The organism is Vibrio sp. 9-16B-A1, from assembly GCF_056726165.1.
Window position 1 is genome coordinate 373,487 of record NZ_JBSDZD010000001.1, and the last position, 15,435, is coordinate 388,921.

At 51.6% G+C, this 15,435-nt stretch carries 11 protein-coding genes; 5 read left to right on the plus strand and 6 right to left on the minus strand.

The annotated features are described in order from the left end of the window. Nucleotides 1-72: 72 nt before the first annotated feature. From deoD to ACVB80_RS01770, 5 genes are all read left to right on the plus strand, one after another. On the plus strand, nt 73-783 hold the full coding sequence (gene deoD, locus ACVB80_RS01750) for a purine-nucleoside phosphorylase (protein ID WP_481079534.1): 711 nt from the start codon (nt 73-75) through the stop codon (nt 781-783). A gap of 22 nt (nt 784-805) precedes the next feature. Next, nucleotides 806-2,275: a transposase gene (locus tag ACVB80_RS01755; RefSeq protein ID WP_481079535.1), complete on the plus strand. Its 1,470-nt coding sequence runs from the start codon at nt 806-808 to the stop codon at nt 2,273-2,275. Nucleotides 2,276-2,441: 166 nt separating this feature from the next. Further along, the gene (locus ACVB80_RS01760) at nt 2,442-3,905 is read left to right on the plus strand and encodes a hypothetical protein (RefSeq protein ID WP_481079907.1); all 1,464 of its coding nucleotides are present in this window, start codon (nt 2,442-2,444) and stop codon (nt 3,903-3,905) included. A 4-nt stretch (nt 3,906-3,909) separates the two neighbouring features. Further along, nucleotides 3,910-5,493, plus strand: coding sequence for a GGDEF domain-containing protein (locus tag ACVB80_RS01765; protein ID WP_481079536.1), 1,584 nt, complete (start codon nt 3,910-3,912; stop codon nt 5,491-5,493). Nucleotides 5,494-6,031: 538 nt separating this feature from the next. Beyond that, nucleotides 6,032-8,857 (plus strand): C25 family cysteine peptidase, encoded by a 2,826-nt coding sequence (locus ACVB80_RS01770; protein WP_481079537.1) that lies wholly within the window; start codon nt 6,032-6,034, stop codon nt 8,855-8,857. A 56-nt stretch (nt 8,858-8,913) separates the two neighbouring features. Here ACVB80_RS01770 and ACVB80_RS01775 read toward each other — a convergent pair whose 3' ends face one another. The 6 genes from ACVB80_RS01775 to uhpT all read right to left on the minus strand — a co-directional run bounded on the left by ACVB80_RS01775 (nt 8,914) and on the right by uhpT (nt 15,331). Then, nucleotides 8,914-9,330, minus strand: a complete 417-nt coding sequence (locus ACVB80_RS01775; RefSeq protein WP_481079538.1) for a bactofilin family protein — start codon at nt 9,328-9,330, stop codon at nt 8,914-8,916. Beyond that, complete coding sequence (locus ACVB80_RS01780; RefSeq protein ID WP_481079539.1) at nt 9,240-10,181, minus strand: M23 family metallopeptidase; 942 nt, start codon at nt 10,179-10,181, stop codon at nt 9,240-9,242. Before ACVB80_RS01780 ends, ACVB80_RS01775 begins: the two co-directional genes overlap by 91 nt. Nucleotides 10,182-10,322: 141 nt before the next feature. Continuing rightward, entirely contained in the window at nt 10,323-11,678 is a 1,356-nt protein-coding gene (uhpC, locus tag ACVB80_RS01785) for an MFS transporter family glucose-6-phosphate receptor UhpC (protein ID WP_481079540.1), read from the minus strand. Nucleotides 11,679-11,680: 2 nt separating this feature from the next. Continuing rightward, nucleotides 11,681-13,189 (minus strand): signal transduction histidine-protein kinase/phosphatase UhpB, encoded by a 1,509-nt coding sequence (uhpB, locus tag ACVB80_RS01790; RefSeq protein WP_481079541.1) that lies wholly within the window; start codon nt 13,187-13,189, stop codon nt 11,681-11,683. After that, on the minus strand, nt 13,189-13,797 hold the full coding sequence (uhpA, locus tag ACVB80_RS01795) for a response regulator transcription factor UhpA (RefSeq protein WP_481079542.1): 609 nt from the start codon (nt 13,795-13,797) through the stop codon (nt 13,189-13,191). Before uhpA ends, uhpB begins: the two co-directional genes overlap by 1 nt. A 139-nt stretch (nt 13,798-13,936) precedes the next feature. After that, on the minus strand, nt 13,937-15,331 hold the full coding sequence (uhpT, locus tag ACVB80_RS01800; RefSeq protein ID WP_481079543.1) for a hexose-6-phosphate:phosphate antiporter: 1,395 nt from the start codon (nt 15,329-15,331) through the stop codon (nt 13,937-13,939). Nucleotides 15,332-15,435 lie beyond the last annotated feature (104 nt).

A 15,435-nucleotide genomic window follows, 5' to 3' on the forward strand; every position in this document is an offset into this window, starting at 1 on the left:
ACACATATCAACACGATTGGTAATTAGAGATAAGAAAACCTCATAAATTATCAACATATGGAGTACAACATTATGGCTACCCCGCACATTAACGCTCAACCTGGTGATTTCGCTGAAACTGTCCTGATGCCAGGCGATCCACTACGCGCTAAATACATCGCAGAAACTTTCCTGGATGACGTAAAGCAGGTTTGTGACGTTCGTAACATGTTTGGCTACACAGGTACTTACAAAGGTAAGAAAGTTTCTGTAATGGGCCACGGCATGGGTATCCCATCTTGCTGTATCTACGTTCACGAGCTGATCGCTGAGTACGGCGTGAAAAACGTAATCCGCGTAGGCAGCTGTGGTGCAGTACGTGATGACGTTCAGCTGATGGACGTAGTAATCGGTATGGGTGCATCTACTGACTCTAAAGTTAACCGCATCCGCTTTGGTAACCACGACTTCGCAGCTATCGCTGACTACGACCTGCTGGAAGAGTCTGTGAAACAGGCACGCTCTCTGGAAGTGCCAATCAAGGTTGGTAACATCTTCTCTGCAGACCTGTTCTATACTCCTGAGCCAGAAATCTTCGAAACCATGAAGAAACTGGGCATCCTGGGCGTAGACATGGAAGCAGCAGGCATCTACGGCGTAGCAGCTGACCTGGGCGCTCGTGCACTGACTATCCTGACTGTTTCTGACCACATCCTGCGTGGCGAGAAACTGTCTTCTGAAGACCGTCAGAAGTCTTTCAATGACATGATGAAAGTAGCGCTGGAAACAGCGATCAACATCTAAGAATAATCCAGAGGGGGAGATCGTGTCGTACGGCGAACTGCCAAAAGAAGCGGAAGGGTTGCAACTCAACTTTTGTAAAACATTGGCGTGTGACAACTTTGGATTGAGTGATGCAAAATACTACGTTTTGCAGCAGGCTAACCCTAAGCGACCAGCGATGGTTTGCCGTGAATGCGGCGCTTTCCCCCCCTTACTTAACAACCAGGAAGTGCTGAACGAACTTCAGCGCTTGCGCCGGGTACACAGTGACGGCCTGCCGGCCTGCCGCAATACCGAATGTGAAAACTTCGGTAAGACCGTCCATACCCACAAACATCTCTACCATTCTTTTGGCTACAGTGGTGACCGCCAGCGTTACCGTTGCAAAGCCTGCCAATCTACGTTTGTCGATAAATGGTCCGGTTCCAACCAGAAGCTTCAGCTGCAGGAAATGCTGCTCGGCTTTCTGTTTACCGGTTACTCAGTGCGCGAGATCTGTCGCAAGCTGAGCATGAACCCGAAAACCTTCTATGATCATGTTGACCAGGTAGCCAGCCGCTGCCGGCGTAAACTGGCAATGTTTGATGCCCGCTGGCTCAAGCATGCTACCGAATATACCCTGGCATCACGCTACACCACACTTCAGCCACTGAGTAACAACGGTGTGTTCTGGTTTGTCACCTGTGATGCAAACTCAGGCTATGTGCTCAATCAGCACGTAAACTACTCATTTGACGAAGAGCCACAAGGCAGTGAGGAGCACAATCCTTATCTGACCCCGGCGCGCTTCGTCCCGCGCAGCTATCAGCCGGAAGGCGCTGCCCTGCCCTCGATGAAGAACATGTCATTGCGTGAGCGCATTGACCATAAGTATCAGCAGATACTGGCAAGGGGTAACGTAGAAGATCCGCTCGGTAACCTGTCGCAATTCTATTACCCGTCAAAAGGGGCACTGATCCGTCCGCCGTATACCTCCTACGCGCACTATCTGCAGATCCTGTCGATGTGTGAGCCGGAAAAACATGTGACCCTGTTCATCCCTCAGGACCCGGTTCTGCGTTCAGCCGCACTGACCATTTACATGAACTCCATTCGTGAAGGCAGTGCAGACCTGGTGTACGTGGAAGAAGATGCAGAGTGGAGCTCAGAAATGGACAGCCAGAAGACCGACTTTGTCCATGTCGGCTGGTGGCGTGACCGCTGGGCAATCAAGAGCCACGACAAAGCCGCCAAAGGCATCTGCCACCTGGCCGGTAAAAGCGAAACGCCGGACTACTGGCTGAGCCACGCCACCACGCGTCAGGCTGAGTTTTTCCAGCAGCGTTTTCAGGTGCTGTTCGAAAGCTTCATCAATGAACCCCGTCGCAAACTTCGTCCTGGTGGTTTATTGCCTTTGCTGGACATCTTCCGTGCCTGGCACAATTTATGCTATCAAAATAAGGATGGCCAAACGCCCGCTCAGCAAATGGGGTTATCTGACAAGCCTTTGACGCTTAAGTCTTTACTCTCCTGACAGGTTGAAGAGTTTTTAACCAGCTTGCTGAGCTACGGAGACTGATCTCTGACGGCGATTCAGCAAAATGCGGCTATGATCATTGTATTAGCGGTACCGGGTTTCCCATCGGCGCTCTATAATGAACAGAGCTAATGGCAAAAATCTCAACAGCCTGGACGTAATATTGGATAAAGCCCAACTCCTCATTCAAAATGAGCTGGAACAGTTAAGAGACAAAACAGAAGCGCAACCCAATGAAGTTTTACTTCAGGCTCAACAATGCCTGATCCGCGCTGAGCAGATCCTGTTCCATGATGGCGAAATACTCGCTCATATTATTATCGCCCGCGCATACTGGTGCCTGATGGATTACCGTAACGGTATGAAATCAATCAAAACCGCGCACAATCTTCAGGGCCGGCTGGAAAACGACAATTACCTGCCAGAAATTCTTCATGTCTATGCCCAGCAATACTGGGGTCAGGCCAAATACTATTCTGCCCAGCAATACTGGATTAACGCCCTTGAGCAGTCCGCTCTGGTGGGTGAGACCATTATCGAAATTGAAGCCCTGATCGGCCTTGGTAATGTCTGGCGGATCACTGATGACGTTCAGCTGGCGCGCTCCACTCATGAACTGGCAGTCAAGGTTGCTAACAATGCCCGTATCGACTGGCTGGAAGGCAAATCCCGCATCCTGCTGGCCTGGGACTACTATCTCCTCAACAACTACATTGAGATGCTGTCAGTGCTCGACGGGGCAGAAGAAGCTCTCAAATATCACCAGGACCCGACCTGGCGCGCTGAAATCCTCGATTTTCGCGGCCTCGCTCTGATCGGGCTGGAAAAGCTGGATATTGCTGAAGAAGTAACGCTAAAGGCACACGAACTGGCCGTCGAGCACGACCTCAAGTGGATGAAAGCACATTCATACATAAGCCGGGCACGACTGGAGCTGATACGCAAAAACTACGAAGAAGCTGGCAAGCTGCTGCAAAGTGCGGAAGAAGCTGCCAATAACTTTGACAACGGCGAGCTGCTGTCTCAGATCTGTTTCCAGCAATCAGTTGTGGCCGAAGAGAGCGGCAACTATGAACTGGCGCTGCGCTCGTTTAAAAAATACCGCCACCATTCGATCCTGATGCAAAAGCAGCAGACCAACCGGATCGGAATGGACAAAGCCCGAAGCTCCAAGCGTCAGCTCGAACAACGGGCGCGTAAACTTATTAACCGCATCCGCGGCCAGGTGGAGTTCCACCGGGAGCGCGGTTTCTCTAACGCGGTGTCAGAAACCTACTGGTGGGAACAACTGGTACTGTATAAGGTGGAATCCACTCCGCAGCACGGGGTGATCATCATCCGACATAAAGACACCAATTTTCTTGAAATCTGCATGGAACTCGCGCACTGCCTGTGCGGGCGTGATGACCTGCTCACCCGGCTCGATAATACCCGGATCGGAATGCTGATCGCAGAAAAAGACCAGGGGGCCAAACACCTGTTTGGGATCCTGACCCGAATGATCGAACTCTATCCATGGCAGCGCCGCGGACTGAAAGGCGATACTCCGGTTCTGTCTCTGCATGACATCGCAGCTTTCCCGTTTACGCTCGAACAGCTGGACGAAGACGAGCCTGACCAGGAGTAGGACAATGGATGCAATTCTGACTAAAGTCTCCGATGCCGGCCTTGACCCATCCTCTGTACAGGGGGAGGACGCGATCATTTTTTGGGATCACGTCCGCCAGCATATCGCGACCAATAACGAAGAGCGGGCACACTGCTATGTGATCAGCTCACAATACCGAATCAAACTTAAACAGTCCCGCGCCTCCCTCGATGAGCTGCGCGCCGCCCTTGAACTGCTGACCCTGCCTGAGCACGCAGACGATATTCTCAATATCAAAGCCAGCCTGGCCGATCAGCTCAGTGACAACGGCGACTACGCGCTGGCACTGAAAGAGCTGGTAGCACTCTCTTCACTGGCGGTCGAATACGCGGACATCGACTTCTATGTCATCGCGGTGATGGGCATGGGCAACCTGTGTGACGCCTACGGCGATCACGCGCGTGCCTACAAGTATTACCAAAAAATCGACGGCATTGACCACGCTATCACCAGCCGTTCACTGAGGCTGAGATACAAGCTCTATCTGGTCTCGTGTCTGATCTCACTCGGCAGACTGGCGCAGGCTGAAGAGCAACTGCGCGAATGTGAAGAGCTGAGTATTCTGGTGAGTGACAAGATCCTCGCCGGACAGATTATCCTCTACCAGGCAAAGATCCAGAGCCGTCAGAAGCTTTATCACGAAGCCCTGCTGACCATGACCAAAGCCCGTTATTCGCTCAATAACGTCAGTGCGGTCTGGCTGTCTAACATGATGCGCCTGGAGCTGGCCCGCTGCCTCAATGGCATTGGCCGGACCGATCTGGCTGAAGGCATTCTGCACAACATGACCCGCCGTATCGAACTGGCCAACTCGCCGGTCCTGTTGCGCCGCCTGTACGATACACTGAGCGATGTTCTGGAAGGTCAGGGAGATTATCAAAAAGCCCTCGCCTACCAGAAACACGCGTACCGAATCCATTCAGACCTGGTGAAAAACATCCCGATAAGTGAACTGGCCGGCTTCCAGCTGCGCCGCCTGTCCCGCTTTGAACTTCAGCTCAAGCTGATCATGTCTGAGCAGGAAAACCGGGAACTGAAAGAGACCACCGAGACCCAGAAGTCTACCGTAGCCAAACTTCAGCAGGACGTCTTCACCGATCCGCTGACCAGCCTGCACAACCGACGCTGGCTGGACGTCAAGCTGAAAGACCTGCTGCTCCACGGCACACCATTCTCGCTGCTGGTAGTGGATATAGACCACTTTAAATCGATCAATGACGAGCTGAGCCACCTGGTCGGTGATAAAGCCATCGTCAACGTTGCTCACGAACTGAAAGCCCACTTCCGCTTTAAAGGCGCGTCATGCGTCCGTTTTGGTGGTGAAGAGTTCCTGGTGATCCTGGAAAACGCCAACACCGAACAGGCAGTGATGCACGCAGAGCACTATCGCGAACGCATCTTCCAGTTTGGCTGGCACGAGATCCTCGGCGAACGTGGCCTGACGGTAAGTATCGGCGTCACCAATCACAGAGACGGGGAAAACACACAGCGCACTTTCTACCGGGCCGACAAGGCACTTTACCGGGCGAAAGCTAAAGGGCGAAATCAGGTATGTTATGAAGTATAGATATCCGATACGCCTTTTAAAGTTATAGTACAGTCAATAATAACGCCACTTATTTAAAGTGGCGTTATTATTATGAAACAAATTAAACTATCTTAAATATGATCTTCACCCCAACAAATTCCGGTGCAATCGTTTTAATTGCTTAATATTATCTGATTACAAAACCTTCCATTAAACCATTCTGTTTTATTCCATTCTAAATTAGCTTAAACACAACAATCAGCACCAGAAAAACAGCAAAACCCACAGCAATACCGTTGTTTTTACTGTTATTTTTAACAAGATACAATGATGGAACAAAGATCATACTTTGCGTATTAATAAGCCACACCCAGCTTATGACACCTTGCAGAATCATCACGACATCATATATATATAAATAGGAATGCGGATTTTATAAACTTCTAATTTAGCATTCTCACCCATAAAACTAAAAAGCCATTAATAAGGGAGGCCAACTTCACTCGTTTTAAATAAACAAGACAACCACTTTTATACAAATGTCAGTAATTAAATAAACCTAAAACAGGAAATACTTATGAAACCTTATCAGGCTAGGATACTGTTACCATTCCTTGCATTTTCCGCTACTGCCACAGCCGTTGAACATACCGATGCAAATCTGTTCGACCAACAGATTATCCGTTTTGCCCCCGCTGTCGAAGCCCGCTCCGGCGCAGACAGTGACTATATTCAGCTGGTAGCCAGGCAGGGCCAAAGCGCTGTTTTTGAAGCAAGCCTTACCGAGCTGACCCTTGCCAAAGTTAAAATGGCGGATGGGAACATCTATAACCGCGTGATGCTCCCTGATGGAGGCTCTCCTGCTGAGCCAGGCAAGCCCAACCTGACCGGCTACCAGAAACTGGTACGCATCCCGGACGGCACCCAGCTAAGCGTTGAGATTGAAAGCATTGACTGGTCCAAAGTATATAACCAAATGGAAGTTGACCCGGTACAGCTGCCATTCCCGGACGTAGTCGAAGCTGACGGAAACCGTCCCGATCACAATATGCCATTTGTCAAAGATCAGGCCGCTTATACCCAGCCTGTTGATGCTGCCGAACCGGTTATTTTCGTCAGCGACATTATCCGGGTTCGCGGCAAAAGCTATGCAGTGATCTCCTACCGCCCTGTTGATTTTGACCCAATCGCTCAGACTGTTCGTTTTGCCGGTAAGGTCCGGTTTAAGCTTAATTATCAAAAAACTGACCAGGCCTCAGACAAACGTGCCGACCCGTTAGGTGAAAGCCAGAACGGTTCTGTGATTGACCTCCGTCCAGAGGAGAGCAAAAACACTGAAGCAAAGCCGCTAAACAATAATCAGGAACTGACACCCGCACAGAAAGCAGACTACCTGATTATTACCGCAGACCGTTTTCGCGACGCTATCGAGCCACTCGCCGCCTGGAAGCGCAAAAAAGGCTACCAGGTGCACGTTGAACTGATTTCTGAAGTCGGTAACAGCGAACAACAGATCAAATCCTATCTGCAAAATGCTTACAGCCAGGGGACAATGACCTCGTATGTACTGTTTGTCGGTGACCACGAAGACATCAACAGCTACGAAATTGTCGGTCACCCATACCACGGTGCCAACCACCGCTGGCACACCGACTATGAGTACGCTCTGCTTGATGGCGATGACAAATATGCAGACGTCGCTATCGGCCGTTTCCCGGCAGATACAGTGGCTCAGGTTACCTCTATGGTAAACCACACCCTCGCTTACGAGCAGAACCCTGTTGATACTGACCGCTATCAGCACGTTCTTCTTGCCGGCCAGTACCAGGATAACGACGGCAACCGGGTTGCTGACCGCATGTTTATGGAAGATCTGCATCGTGTAGCTGACTTCCTTGGTGGTGACTATAACTTCTTCTCAGGTCAGGGAGACAGGTATAACAAAGGCTACCAAATCCACACCGCGCTCCAGTGGGATGCTGATCTTACTCTGCCTCTGAGTTATGGCGGCTGGAACTACGGAACAGCGCGTATTAATCCACCAGCCTCAGTACCTCAGGTCTGGAAAGATCAGGGGAACGGCGACCGCCACCAGATAGCGGACGCGATAAACCAGGGTGTGGGCTTTGTCATGCACCGTGACCACGGCTATGGTGACGGCTCCGGCTGGGCGGATCCGCACTATACCGCTATGCAGGTCAATGCCCTGGCAAACGGCAACATGACGCCATTTGTGTTCAGTCTGAACTGTGCGACTGGCTGGTTTGACGGAAAAGACTCATTTGCCGAGTCCTGGATGCGAAATGCTAACGGTGGTGCTGTTGGCTTCACCGGTGCTGCGCGGGTCAGCTATTCCGGCTATAACGACCTGATGCACGCGGCCATCATGGACAGCTTCTGGGATGACTATGACAATAACTGGAGCAGCGACATCTACCCGGTGTCCTGGCGTCCGGCTATGGCACTTAACCGCGCTAAAGAGCGTCTGTTTAATCACTACAGCAGCAGAAATGACACCGCAGTGCTTACTGCTCAGTTCTTTAGCTGGTTTGGTGATCCGGAACTTGAAATGCGTACAAAACGTCCTGCCGAACTGACGGTGACCTACCCTGAACAACTGGCAAAAGGACAGGACACAGAATTTGATGTCGTCGTTCGCCGTGGTGAAACAGCACTTGCTAATGCACGCGTTGCTCTGTTATCAACCAGCGGTAAGCAGTTTGTCGCGACCTCAGATGAAAACGGTATCGCCCACTTTGCGGTTAATCCCGATGGCAAGCTGAGCGTCACTGTCACTGAGCACAACGCCAAAGCTTATCAGGGTGAGATCACAACAGATGGTGATGCTCCTGTGGCCAAAGTCGCAAAAGATATCACCGCCAAAAGCTGGCAGTGGGTTCTGCTCGACGGACGTGAATCAGTCATCCCTGAAGGCAGTAAAGTGACATACAGCTGGCAGCAAATTACAGGCCCAGAAGTACGAATCGACTACGCTGACAGTCCATACGCTTATGCCCTTACACCAGCACAAAGCGGAGAGCTTAAGTTCAGACTGACTGTAACTGACGAACAGGGAGCCAGCAGCAGTGCGGTTCAGACCGTTGTTGTTCTCGGCAATGACGACGATAACAAGGCGCCACTTGCTAAAGTGAAAGTCGGTCAGTACGGTACCTCACAATGGGCAGCACTTGACGGCACAGACTCATCCGATCCGGATGGACAGATCGTCAGCTACCAGTGGCGTCAGCTTTCCGGACCAGAGGTCAAACTGGCCTACGCGGATACGCGCTACGCTTATGCATTGACACCATCTCAGCCTGGTAAACTTACGTTTGAACTGACGGTCACTGATGATAAGGGCAAGTCTGCATCATCGACTGCAGAGCTAAACGTCAGCCTGTAATAAAATAAAAACGCGCCGGATAAACCGGCGCGTTTTTTAATTAGTGCTGCTTTCGCTTACTTCACTTTTGCCAGCGGTGTTACCGCCTCTTCCTTAGCAGAAATATTCACAACCTGATCAGCAGGCTCAGAGGCCGTAGTACCAACAAATCGGCCACCTGGTTCAATACTCAGCGCTTCACTGAACACAGTGCCATTCACCAGGCCATTGCTCAAAATTTCAATCTTGTTGGCGTGACAAACACCTTCGATATTGCCGTTCACGATCACATGGTCAGCATAGATTTCACCATTGATGGTGCCGCCTTCGCTGACAATCAGAGTTTTGGTTACGTGCAGTTCGCCGCTGACGTGGCCGTCAACCTGAATGTCGCATTCCAGTCTCAGCTGTCCTTCGAGGGTACAGCCTTTTGCGATGACAGTAACAGCTGAGTGCTGACCCGCTGCTCGACTTTTTTTACCAAAGAGTCCCATCTGATACCTCGTTCCTTTGTAAAAATGGATTCAAAATTGTTGATGTCCCAGTCAACGAATGACCTTGGGTTCAGTGCTCTTCCCACAAAACGCACTTCGTAATGCAGGTGCGGGCCGGAAGACAGGCCGCTGTTACCGGAATATCCGATGAGCTCACCTTTCTCGACAAACTGTCCGCTCTTCACTGAAAACTTCTTCATATGCGAATATGAGCTGGAAAAACCAAATGAATGCTGAAGCCGCAAGAAGTTACCGGAACCTTTATTACTTGGCCGGGTAACTTCCACCACACCATCAGCAGGCGCATAAATCGGTGTACCGGTATTAACCGCAAAATCCAGTCCACGATGTACAGTTCTCTTTTTGGTCACCGGATGAACCCGTTTACCGTAACCGGATGATAAACGTGCGTCCTTCACCGGCGGTCCGCTTGGGATCTGGTTCAGCATCAGTACCCGCACTGTAGTGGTGATCGCTGCAGTATCGAGCCTTTTATCCAGTCCACCCTGGGCATCTTCCATACCGAGCGCAGATTCAAGATCCCCGAGGCGGTCTGCCACTTCATGCATCCGCGCCTCGCGCTCCAGCAGGTCACTTTCCAGATTGTGTTTCAGGGATTTGAGTGATTCCACTTCTTCGGTCAGGGAGGAGGACTGATTTTCCAGCTCCTGCTGCTTTACCTTAAAGATATCGACTTCACTTTTAAGGTAATAAGCTGTGGCGGCGATCCCAGCGACGCCAAGCATAACTGCGTACGCACTGCCCTTTAAAATCCGGCGGATACGCTTACCCAGCCGGTAATGGCGGGTGCCTCTGATTGAAGAAACGGAAACTACAACGCTTTCTTTCATGACTTGCGAAATTACAAAAACTTAAGGAGCGCGATTGTATCAGGTGCAATCTTTTTGCCGAAGCGTCAACAACGCCAGATTGCAGACTCTTCACATACTTATTGTCAGATTTGTGATTTGTGCTCCGGGTTTGAACCGGAGCTAGTAAGTAATTTGATTGTTTGTTAAGCGGGTTCCGGTACTGCCCTGTGGCGCCTGTGCACGAAGGAACGGCAACAAAAGCAGCCCCACCACGGCTGCAGAGCCGGAAATGACAACAAAGAAGCCATCCCACTGCCAGTGCTGAAGCACCAGTGCCAAAGGATAACCTGCCAGCGCCGCGCCCATATAAGCGAACAGGCCAACAAATCCGGTCGCGGCACCGGCCGAGTTTTTGTGAGAACACTCAGCAGCAGCCATACCGATCAGCATCTGGGGGCCAAAGACAAAGAAGCCGATGGAAAACAGTGCACCGGCCTGCAACGTCAGGCTGGCGATAGGCATGAGCCACAACGCCGCTACTGACATAAATATTCCCATCGCGAAAATCAGGTTCATCGGTCCCCGGTTACCACCAAACAGACGGTCAGAGCCCCAGCCTGCCACCAGCGAACCAGCGAAGCCACCAATTTCAAACATCGACAGCGCTCCATTCGCCGTAATGAGGTCATAACCATACTGCTCGGTCAGATAGAGGTTACCCCAGTCATTTACCGCAGTGCGCACGATATAGACCAGCACATAACTGAATGCCAGCAGCCAGATGTATTTGTTGCTCAGAACATACTTGGCAAGGATCTCCCGGGCACTCAACCCCTGCCCTTCACTTTCCTGGGCAAGCTCCAGTGTGTCGCACCGCCAGTGACCCACGGTTGGCAGGCCCATAGAAGCCGGACGGTCACGAAGCCGCCAGCACAGGAACGCACCACCGGCAACGGCCAGAAGGCCCGGTACAATAAAGCCATGCCGCCAGCTGTAGTGCAGGGTCAGATAGCCCACCACCAGCGGGATCAGCGCCCCGCCCACGTTGTGCGCCGTATTCCACACAGCCCACCACAAACCACGCTCAGAACGGGAGTACCAGCTCGTCAGCAGTTTCGAACACGATGGCCAGCCCCAGCCCTGAAACCAGGCATTCAGAATCCACAGCGAGGTAAATACAAAAATCGACTCTGACAGGCCAAACAAAATATTAATGACCCCGGTAGCGATAAGCCCGGCCCCCATAAACCAACGCGGATTAGAGCGGTCTGAAATAATCCCGGAGAAGAACTTGGAAAAACCGTAAGTGATATAAAACAGGGTACCCATCATACCTATGTCCGATTTTTCCAGCCCAAGATCAGCGATCATCGCTGGCATGGCGTAACTGAAGCTCTTACGGGTAAAGTAAAACAGTGCATAGCCGACGTACATGGTCAGCATGATATGAAAACGCCAGTAACGATACGCCTGATTTACCTCTTCGCTGTTTTCACGAACAGGCAGGGCTGGCAGGGAGCGAAACAGTGACAGCATGGTTACAACCTCGGCAAAACAACAAACAGGCGGGTACCGTGAGCCTGAGCTTCACCGGCACAGCTGGAATCAAGCACAAACCGCCCCCCAAGCGCCTGAACGCGCTCTCTCATCCCGCGAAGACCAAAGCCTTTGAGGTTATCCTGAGGGTGAAAACCGATACCATCATCTTCAATAGTCAGCTGCAGCTGTTCACCGGCTTCAAGGGTAATAGTGACCTGACTGGCTTTGGCGTACTTAACCACGTTATTCAGCCCTTCCTGACAGATCCGGTACAGAGTGACCTGAGCCGCATCACTCAGCTCTGTGCCTGACTGCTGCCAGTCGATGTCCACTTCAATACCGTGTGCCTGACATTCAAGATCCCGCGTCAGCTGCACTATTGCCTCTTCAAGGCCAAGATCATCCAGGGTTTTGGGTCTGAGCTGGGTCAGCAGGCCCTTAGTGGTATCGTAAATATTCAGCGACAGATCTTCGATCATGCCCGCACATCGCTCACCCATGGCGCTGCTTTCCACCCGTTTAAGGATGCTGGCCTGAGTGCGAATGGCCGTAATGTTCTGACCAATTTCGTCATGAAGCTCACGTGCAATGTTGCGCCGCACTGATTCTTCTGCCCGCACCAGTTGGCGGGAGAGATTATGATTACGACCAAGCTCAAATCTGAGCTGACTGTTGAGATCCCGTTGACGCTGGATGGCAATCCCCAGCAGAATGCCCGTCAGGCTTTGGGCAGAAAGAGAGAGCAGCAAATCGGTGACTTCCAGCTCCGACACTCCGCTCCTTGCAGCGATCAGCGCCACTGAATTGAGCAGGGTTCCAAGCAGTGCCCCCTGCCAGCCATAGCGAAATGCGAGCAGGATAATAGGAATTGCAAGGCAAAACGGAGCGAAACGGCGTAACTCTTCCGGAAGACCGATTTGAAGAGCAATACTGACCAGAAACAAAAGGGTATACAGCAGCACATGGCGAAAACGCAGCTCGATGCTGCGGGAAACCAGATTGGCTGTCAGCGGGATCCAGGTGCTCTGGAACAAGTAACTCCAGATCAGATAACACGCAGGCACCAGCATCAGGCCGCCGGTAATACTCACCAGCATTACCATCCACAAGGACGGGCCGTGATCGTTAATCGCCACCACATTTATCAGGGCCGTTGCCAGAATGACCGCCCCCATCACGCAAAGCCGCTGCCACTGACTGCCCCGATAGGAGGTATGCGCAACCCAGACCACAGGAATACTGGCCATACTGGCGGCCAGTACCGCAAACCACTGCGGCTGATCGAGCAACAGAGCAAGACCAATCGTCAGCCACCACTCTGCGCCATACACCACCGGCCAGTACGCTTTAGGGGTATGCAGCGTTACGCCAAGGCGCAGGGCAAAGGGGAACAGAAGAATGGCGAGCTCGGGCTCCATAATGAAGTAGTTAGCAATCGCCCACAGGCAGAACCAGCTGCACGAGAGCAAAAACCAGCTGCACACCGAGGTCAACAGATAGTTACGCATTACATCAGCTCAGACTGAAAGAACTTCGCCAGCCCAACGTTATTCTTAACCCCAAGCTTATCCATCGCATTAGCGCGGTGAACATGGACCGTTTTGTGGCTCAGACCCAGCTCAGCAGCCACTGCCTTAACATCCAGACCGGAAGCCAGCATTTCGCCAATCTGACGCTCACGGCGGGTCAGCTGTTCAATCTGCTTATCACTGCGCTTTGGTGAGGCCAGCTTCATCGCAATATCCGGCGTCAGGTAGCATCCGCCAGCGGCAGCAGTACGTACCGCCTGAACCAGCTCATCCGGACTGCAGCGCTTACTGAGATAGCCACGAGCACCGGTTTCAAGGGCTTTTTCCACCATCGCGGGCGAGTCATGCACGCTCAGCATGATGCAGGCCATAGCAGATGGCAGATCGGCCAGCAACTCAAGGCCACTCTCTCCCGGCATGGAAATATCGATGATACACACCTGCGGACGGGTCGCCGCAAGGCCCGGACGGGCTTCCTGAGCTGAGCCGTACTCACCGGCCACTTCAATGTCCGGCTCCAGCGCCAGCAACTGGGCAAAGCCCGAACGCACAATCATGTGGTCATCGACCAGTGCAACCTTGATCATCAATCTTCCCCCGTAAAAAAGATGGCTAAATTACTCCCAATCGGGATATCACGCAAGCGAATAACCCGCCGTTTCCCGGATAGCAAAACACCACCCATAGCTCAGCCAGGGTGGTGTTTTTTTTAATTCAGTGCCTTACTTATGCAGCAGCAGAAGCAGCCTGAAGTTTTTTGGCACTGCGGATCTTCTTCTCTTCCGCAATCGCTACGAATGCCAGCAGTACAATACAGCAAACTGCAGCGGTATCCAGAGCAGCGAATGTACCCGCCCAGCCGGTCAGACCAAAGATTGGTGTACCATCTGCAATCATACCCAGACCCAGTTTCGCAAAGCTGTCACCGATAAGGTATGCAAAAGTACCTTTGATGCCGTCTGCCACACTGATGGCTTTCTTAGGAACGAAACCTACCGCGGCAACACCAATCAGAAGCTGAGGACCAAATACCAGGAAGCCAAGAACAAACAGTGACGCCAGGTACATAAACTCGCTGGTCGCGTGCTGATACAGACCCAGGGCAAAGATGATCAGACCAAGAGACACACAGGCAACCAGAGCACGGCGGCCATTCGCCAGGTCAGACAGGTAACCCCACATCAGGGTACCGACCAGAGCGCCCACTTCAAACAGGGTGAAACCTGAGATCGCCGCTTCTTTTGACAGACCCAGTTCCTGGTAGGCGTAAACAGTTGACCACTGGTCGATACCGATACGTACGATGTACAGGAAGATGTTGGCAAAACACAGCAGCCAGATAACCTTGTTCTTCAGCACGTACTTCATGAAGATTTCGCGCTTGGTCATTTGGTTCTCTTCAGCGTCGATATCTTCCTGAGAGACTTCCTCTTCAAACAGCTCTTCTACTTTACCCAGACCATAAGCTTCCGGTGAGTCACTGCCGTAACGAAGACCGATGAAACCAACAACAATCGCGATCGCTGAAGGGAACAGGAACATACCGATTACGTGGCCGTCAAACAGGTAGTTAGCACCGAACAGGGCAACACCTGCCGCGCCCGCACCACCAACGTTGTGCGACATGTTCCACATACCCAGGTAACTGCCGCGCTTATTACGCGGAGTCCATTTGGTAATGGTCGAGTAACTTGAAGGACCGCCGGTACTCTGGAAGAAACCACTCAGGCCGTAGAAAGCAATCATCAGGAACAGGCTGACGCTTGAACCGCCCATACTCATACTGAAACCAACCATCGCCAGACCGGACAGGATCAACATGAATGGCAGAAACTGTTTGGTGTTCTTGCCGTCGGCGTAATAGGAAACGACGGTTTTACCGATACCATAGGTAATCGAGAAGCCCAGACCGATCAGACCCAGATCTGTCATCGACAGGCCATAGGTTGAGATCATATCGTTCTGCGCGACGTTAAAGTTTTTACGGATCAGATACATGGTCAGGTAACCGATAAACACAACCAGGTAAGATTGCATAAACGGTTTGAACCACATTTTACGACGTTCTTCGACAGGCAGGTCAAGCGTTGGTTTTCTGACCTGTTCCAGCAGTTTTAACATGTGAAATCCTCAAGATACTCACGAAATCCCCTCACCTGACGCGTCATTGCATCAGGTAACCCAATCATTGCCCGCGTATTTTTGTGCAGGTCTTATTGATGAAA

Coding starts and splice junctions, on each gene's coding strand:
- uhpA (WP_481079542.1), bottom strand. CDS start 13,797: ATGATCAAGGTTGCACTGGTCGATGACCACATGATTGTGCGTTCGGGC.
- uhpB (WP_481079541.1), bottom strand. CDS start 13,189: ATGCGTAACTATCTGTTGACCTCGGTGTGCAGCTGGTTTTTGCTCTCG.
- deoD (WP_481079534.1), top strand. CDS start 73: ATGGCTACCCCGCACATTAACGCTCAACCTGGTGATTTCGCTGAAACT.
- uhpT (WP_481079543.1), bottom strand. CDS start 15,331: ATGTTAAAACTGCTGGAACAGGTCAGAAAACCAACGCTTGACCTGCCT.
- uhpC (WP_481079540.1), bottom strand. CDS start 11,678: ATGCTGTCACTGTTTCGCTCCCTGCCAGCCCTGCCTGTTCGTGAAAAC.
- ACVB80_RS01780 (WP_481079539.1), bottom strand. CDS start 10,181: ATGAAAGAAAGCGTTGTAGTTTCCGTTTCTTCAATCAGAGGCACCCGC.
- ACVB80_RS01775 (WP_481079538.1), bottom strand. CDS start 9,330: ATGGGACTCTTTGGTAAAAAAAGTCGAGCAGCGGGTCAGCACTCAGCT.
- ACVB80_RS01765 (WP_481079536.1), top strand. CDS start 3,910: ATGGATGCAATTCTGACTAAAGTCTCCGATGCCGGCCTTGACCCATCC.
- ACVB80_RS01770 (WP_481079537.1), top strand. CDS start 6,032: ATGAAACCTTATCAGGCTAGGATACTGTTACCATTCCTTGCATTTTCC.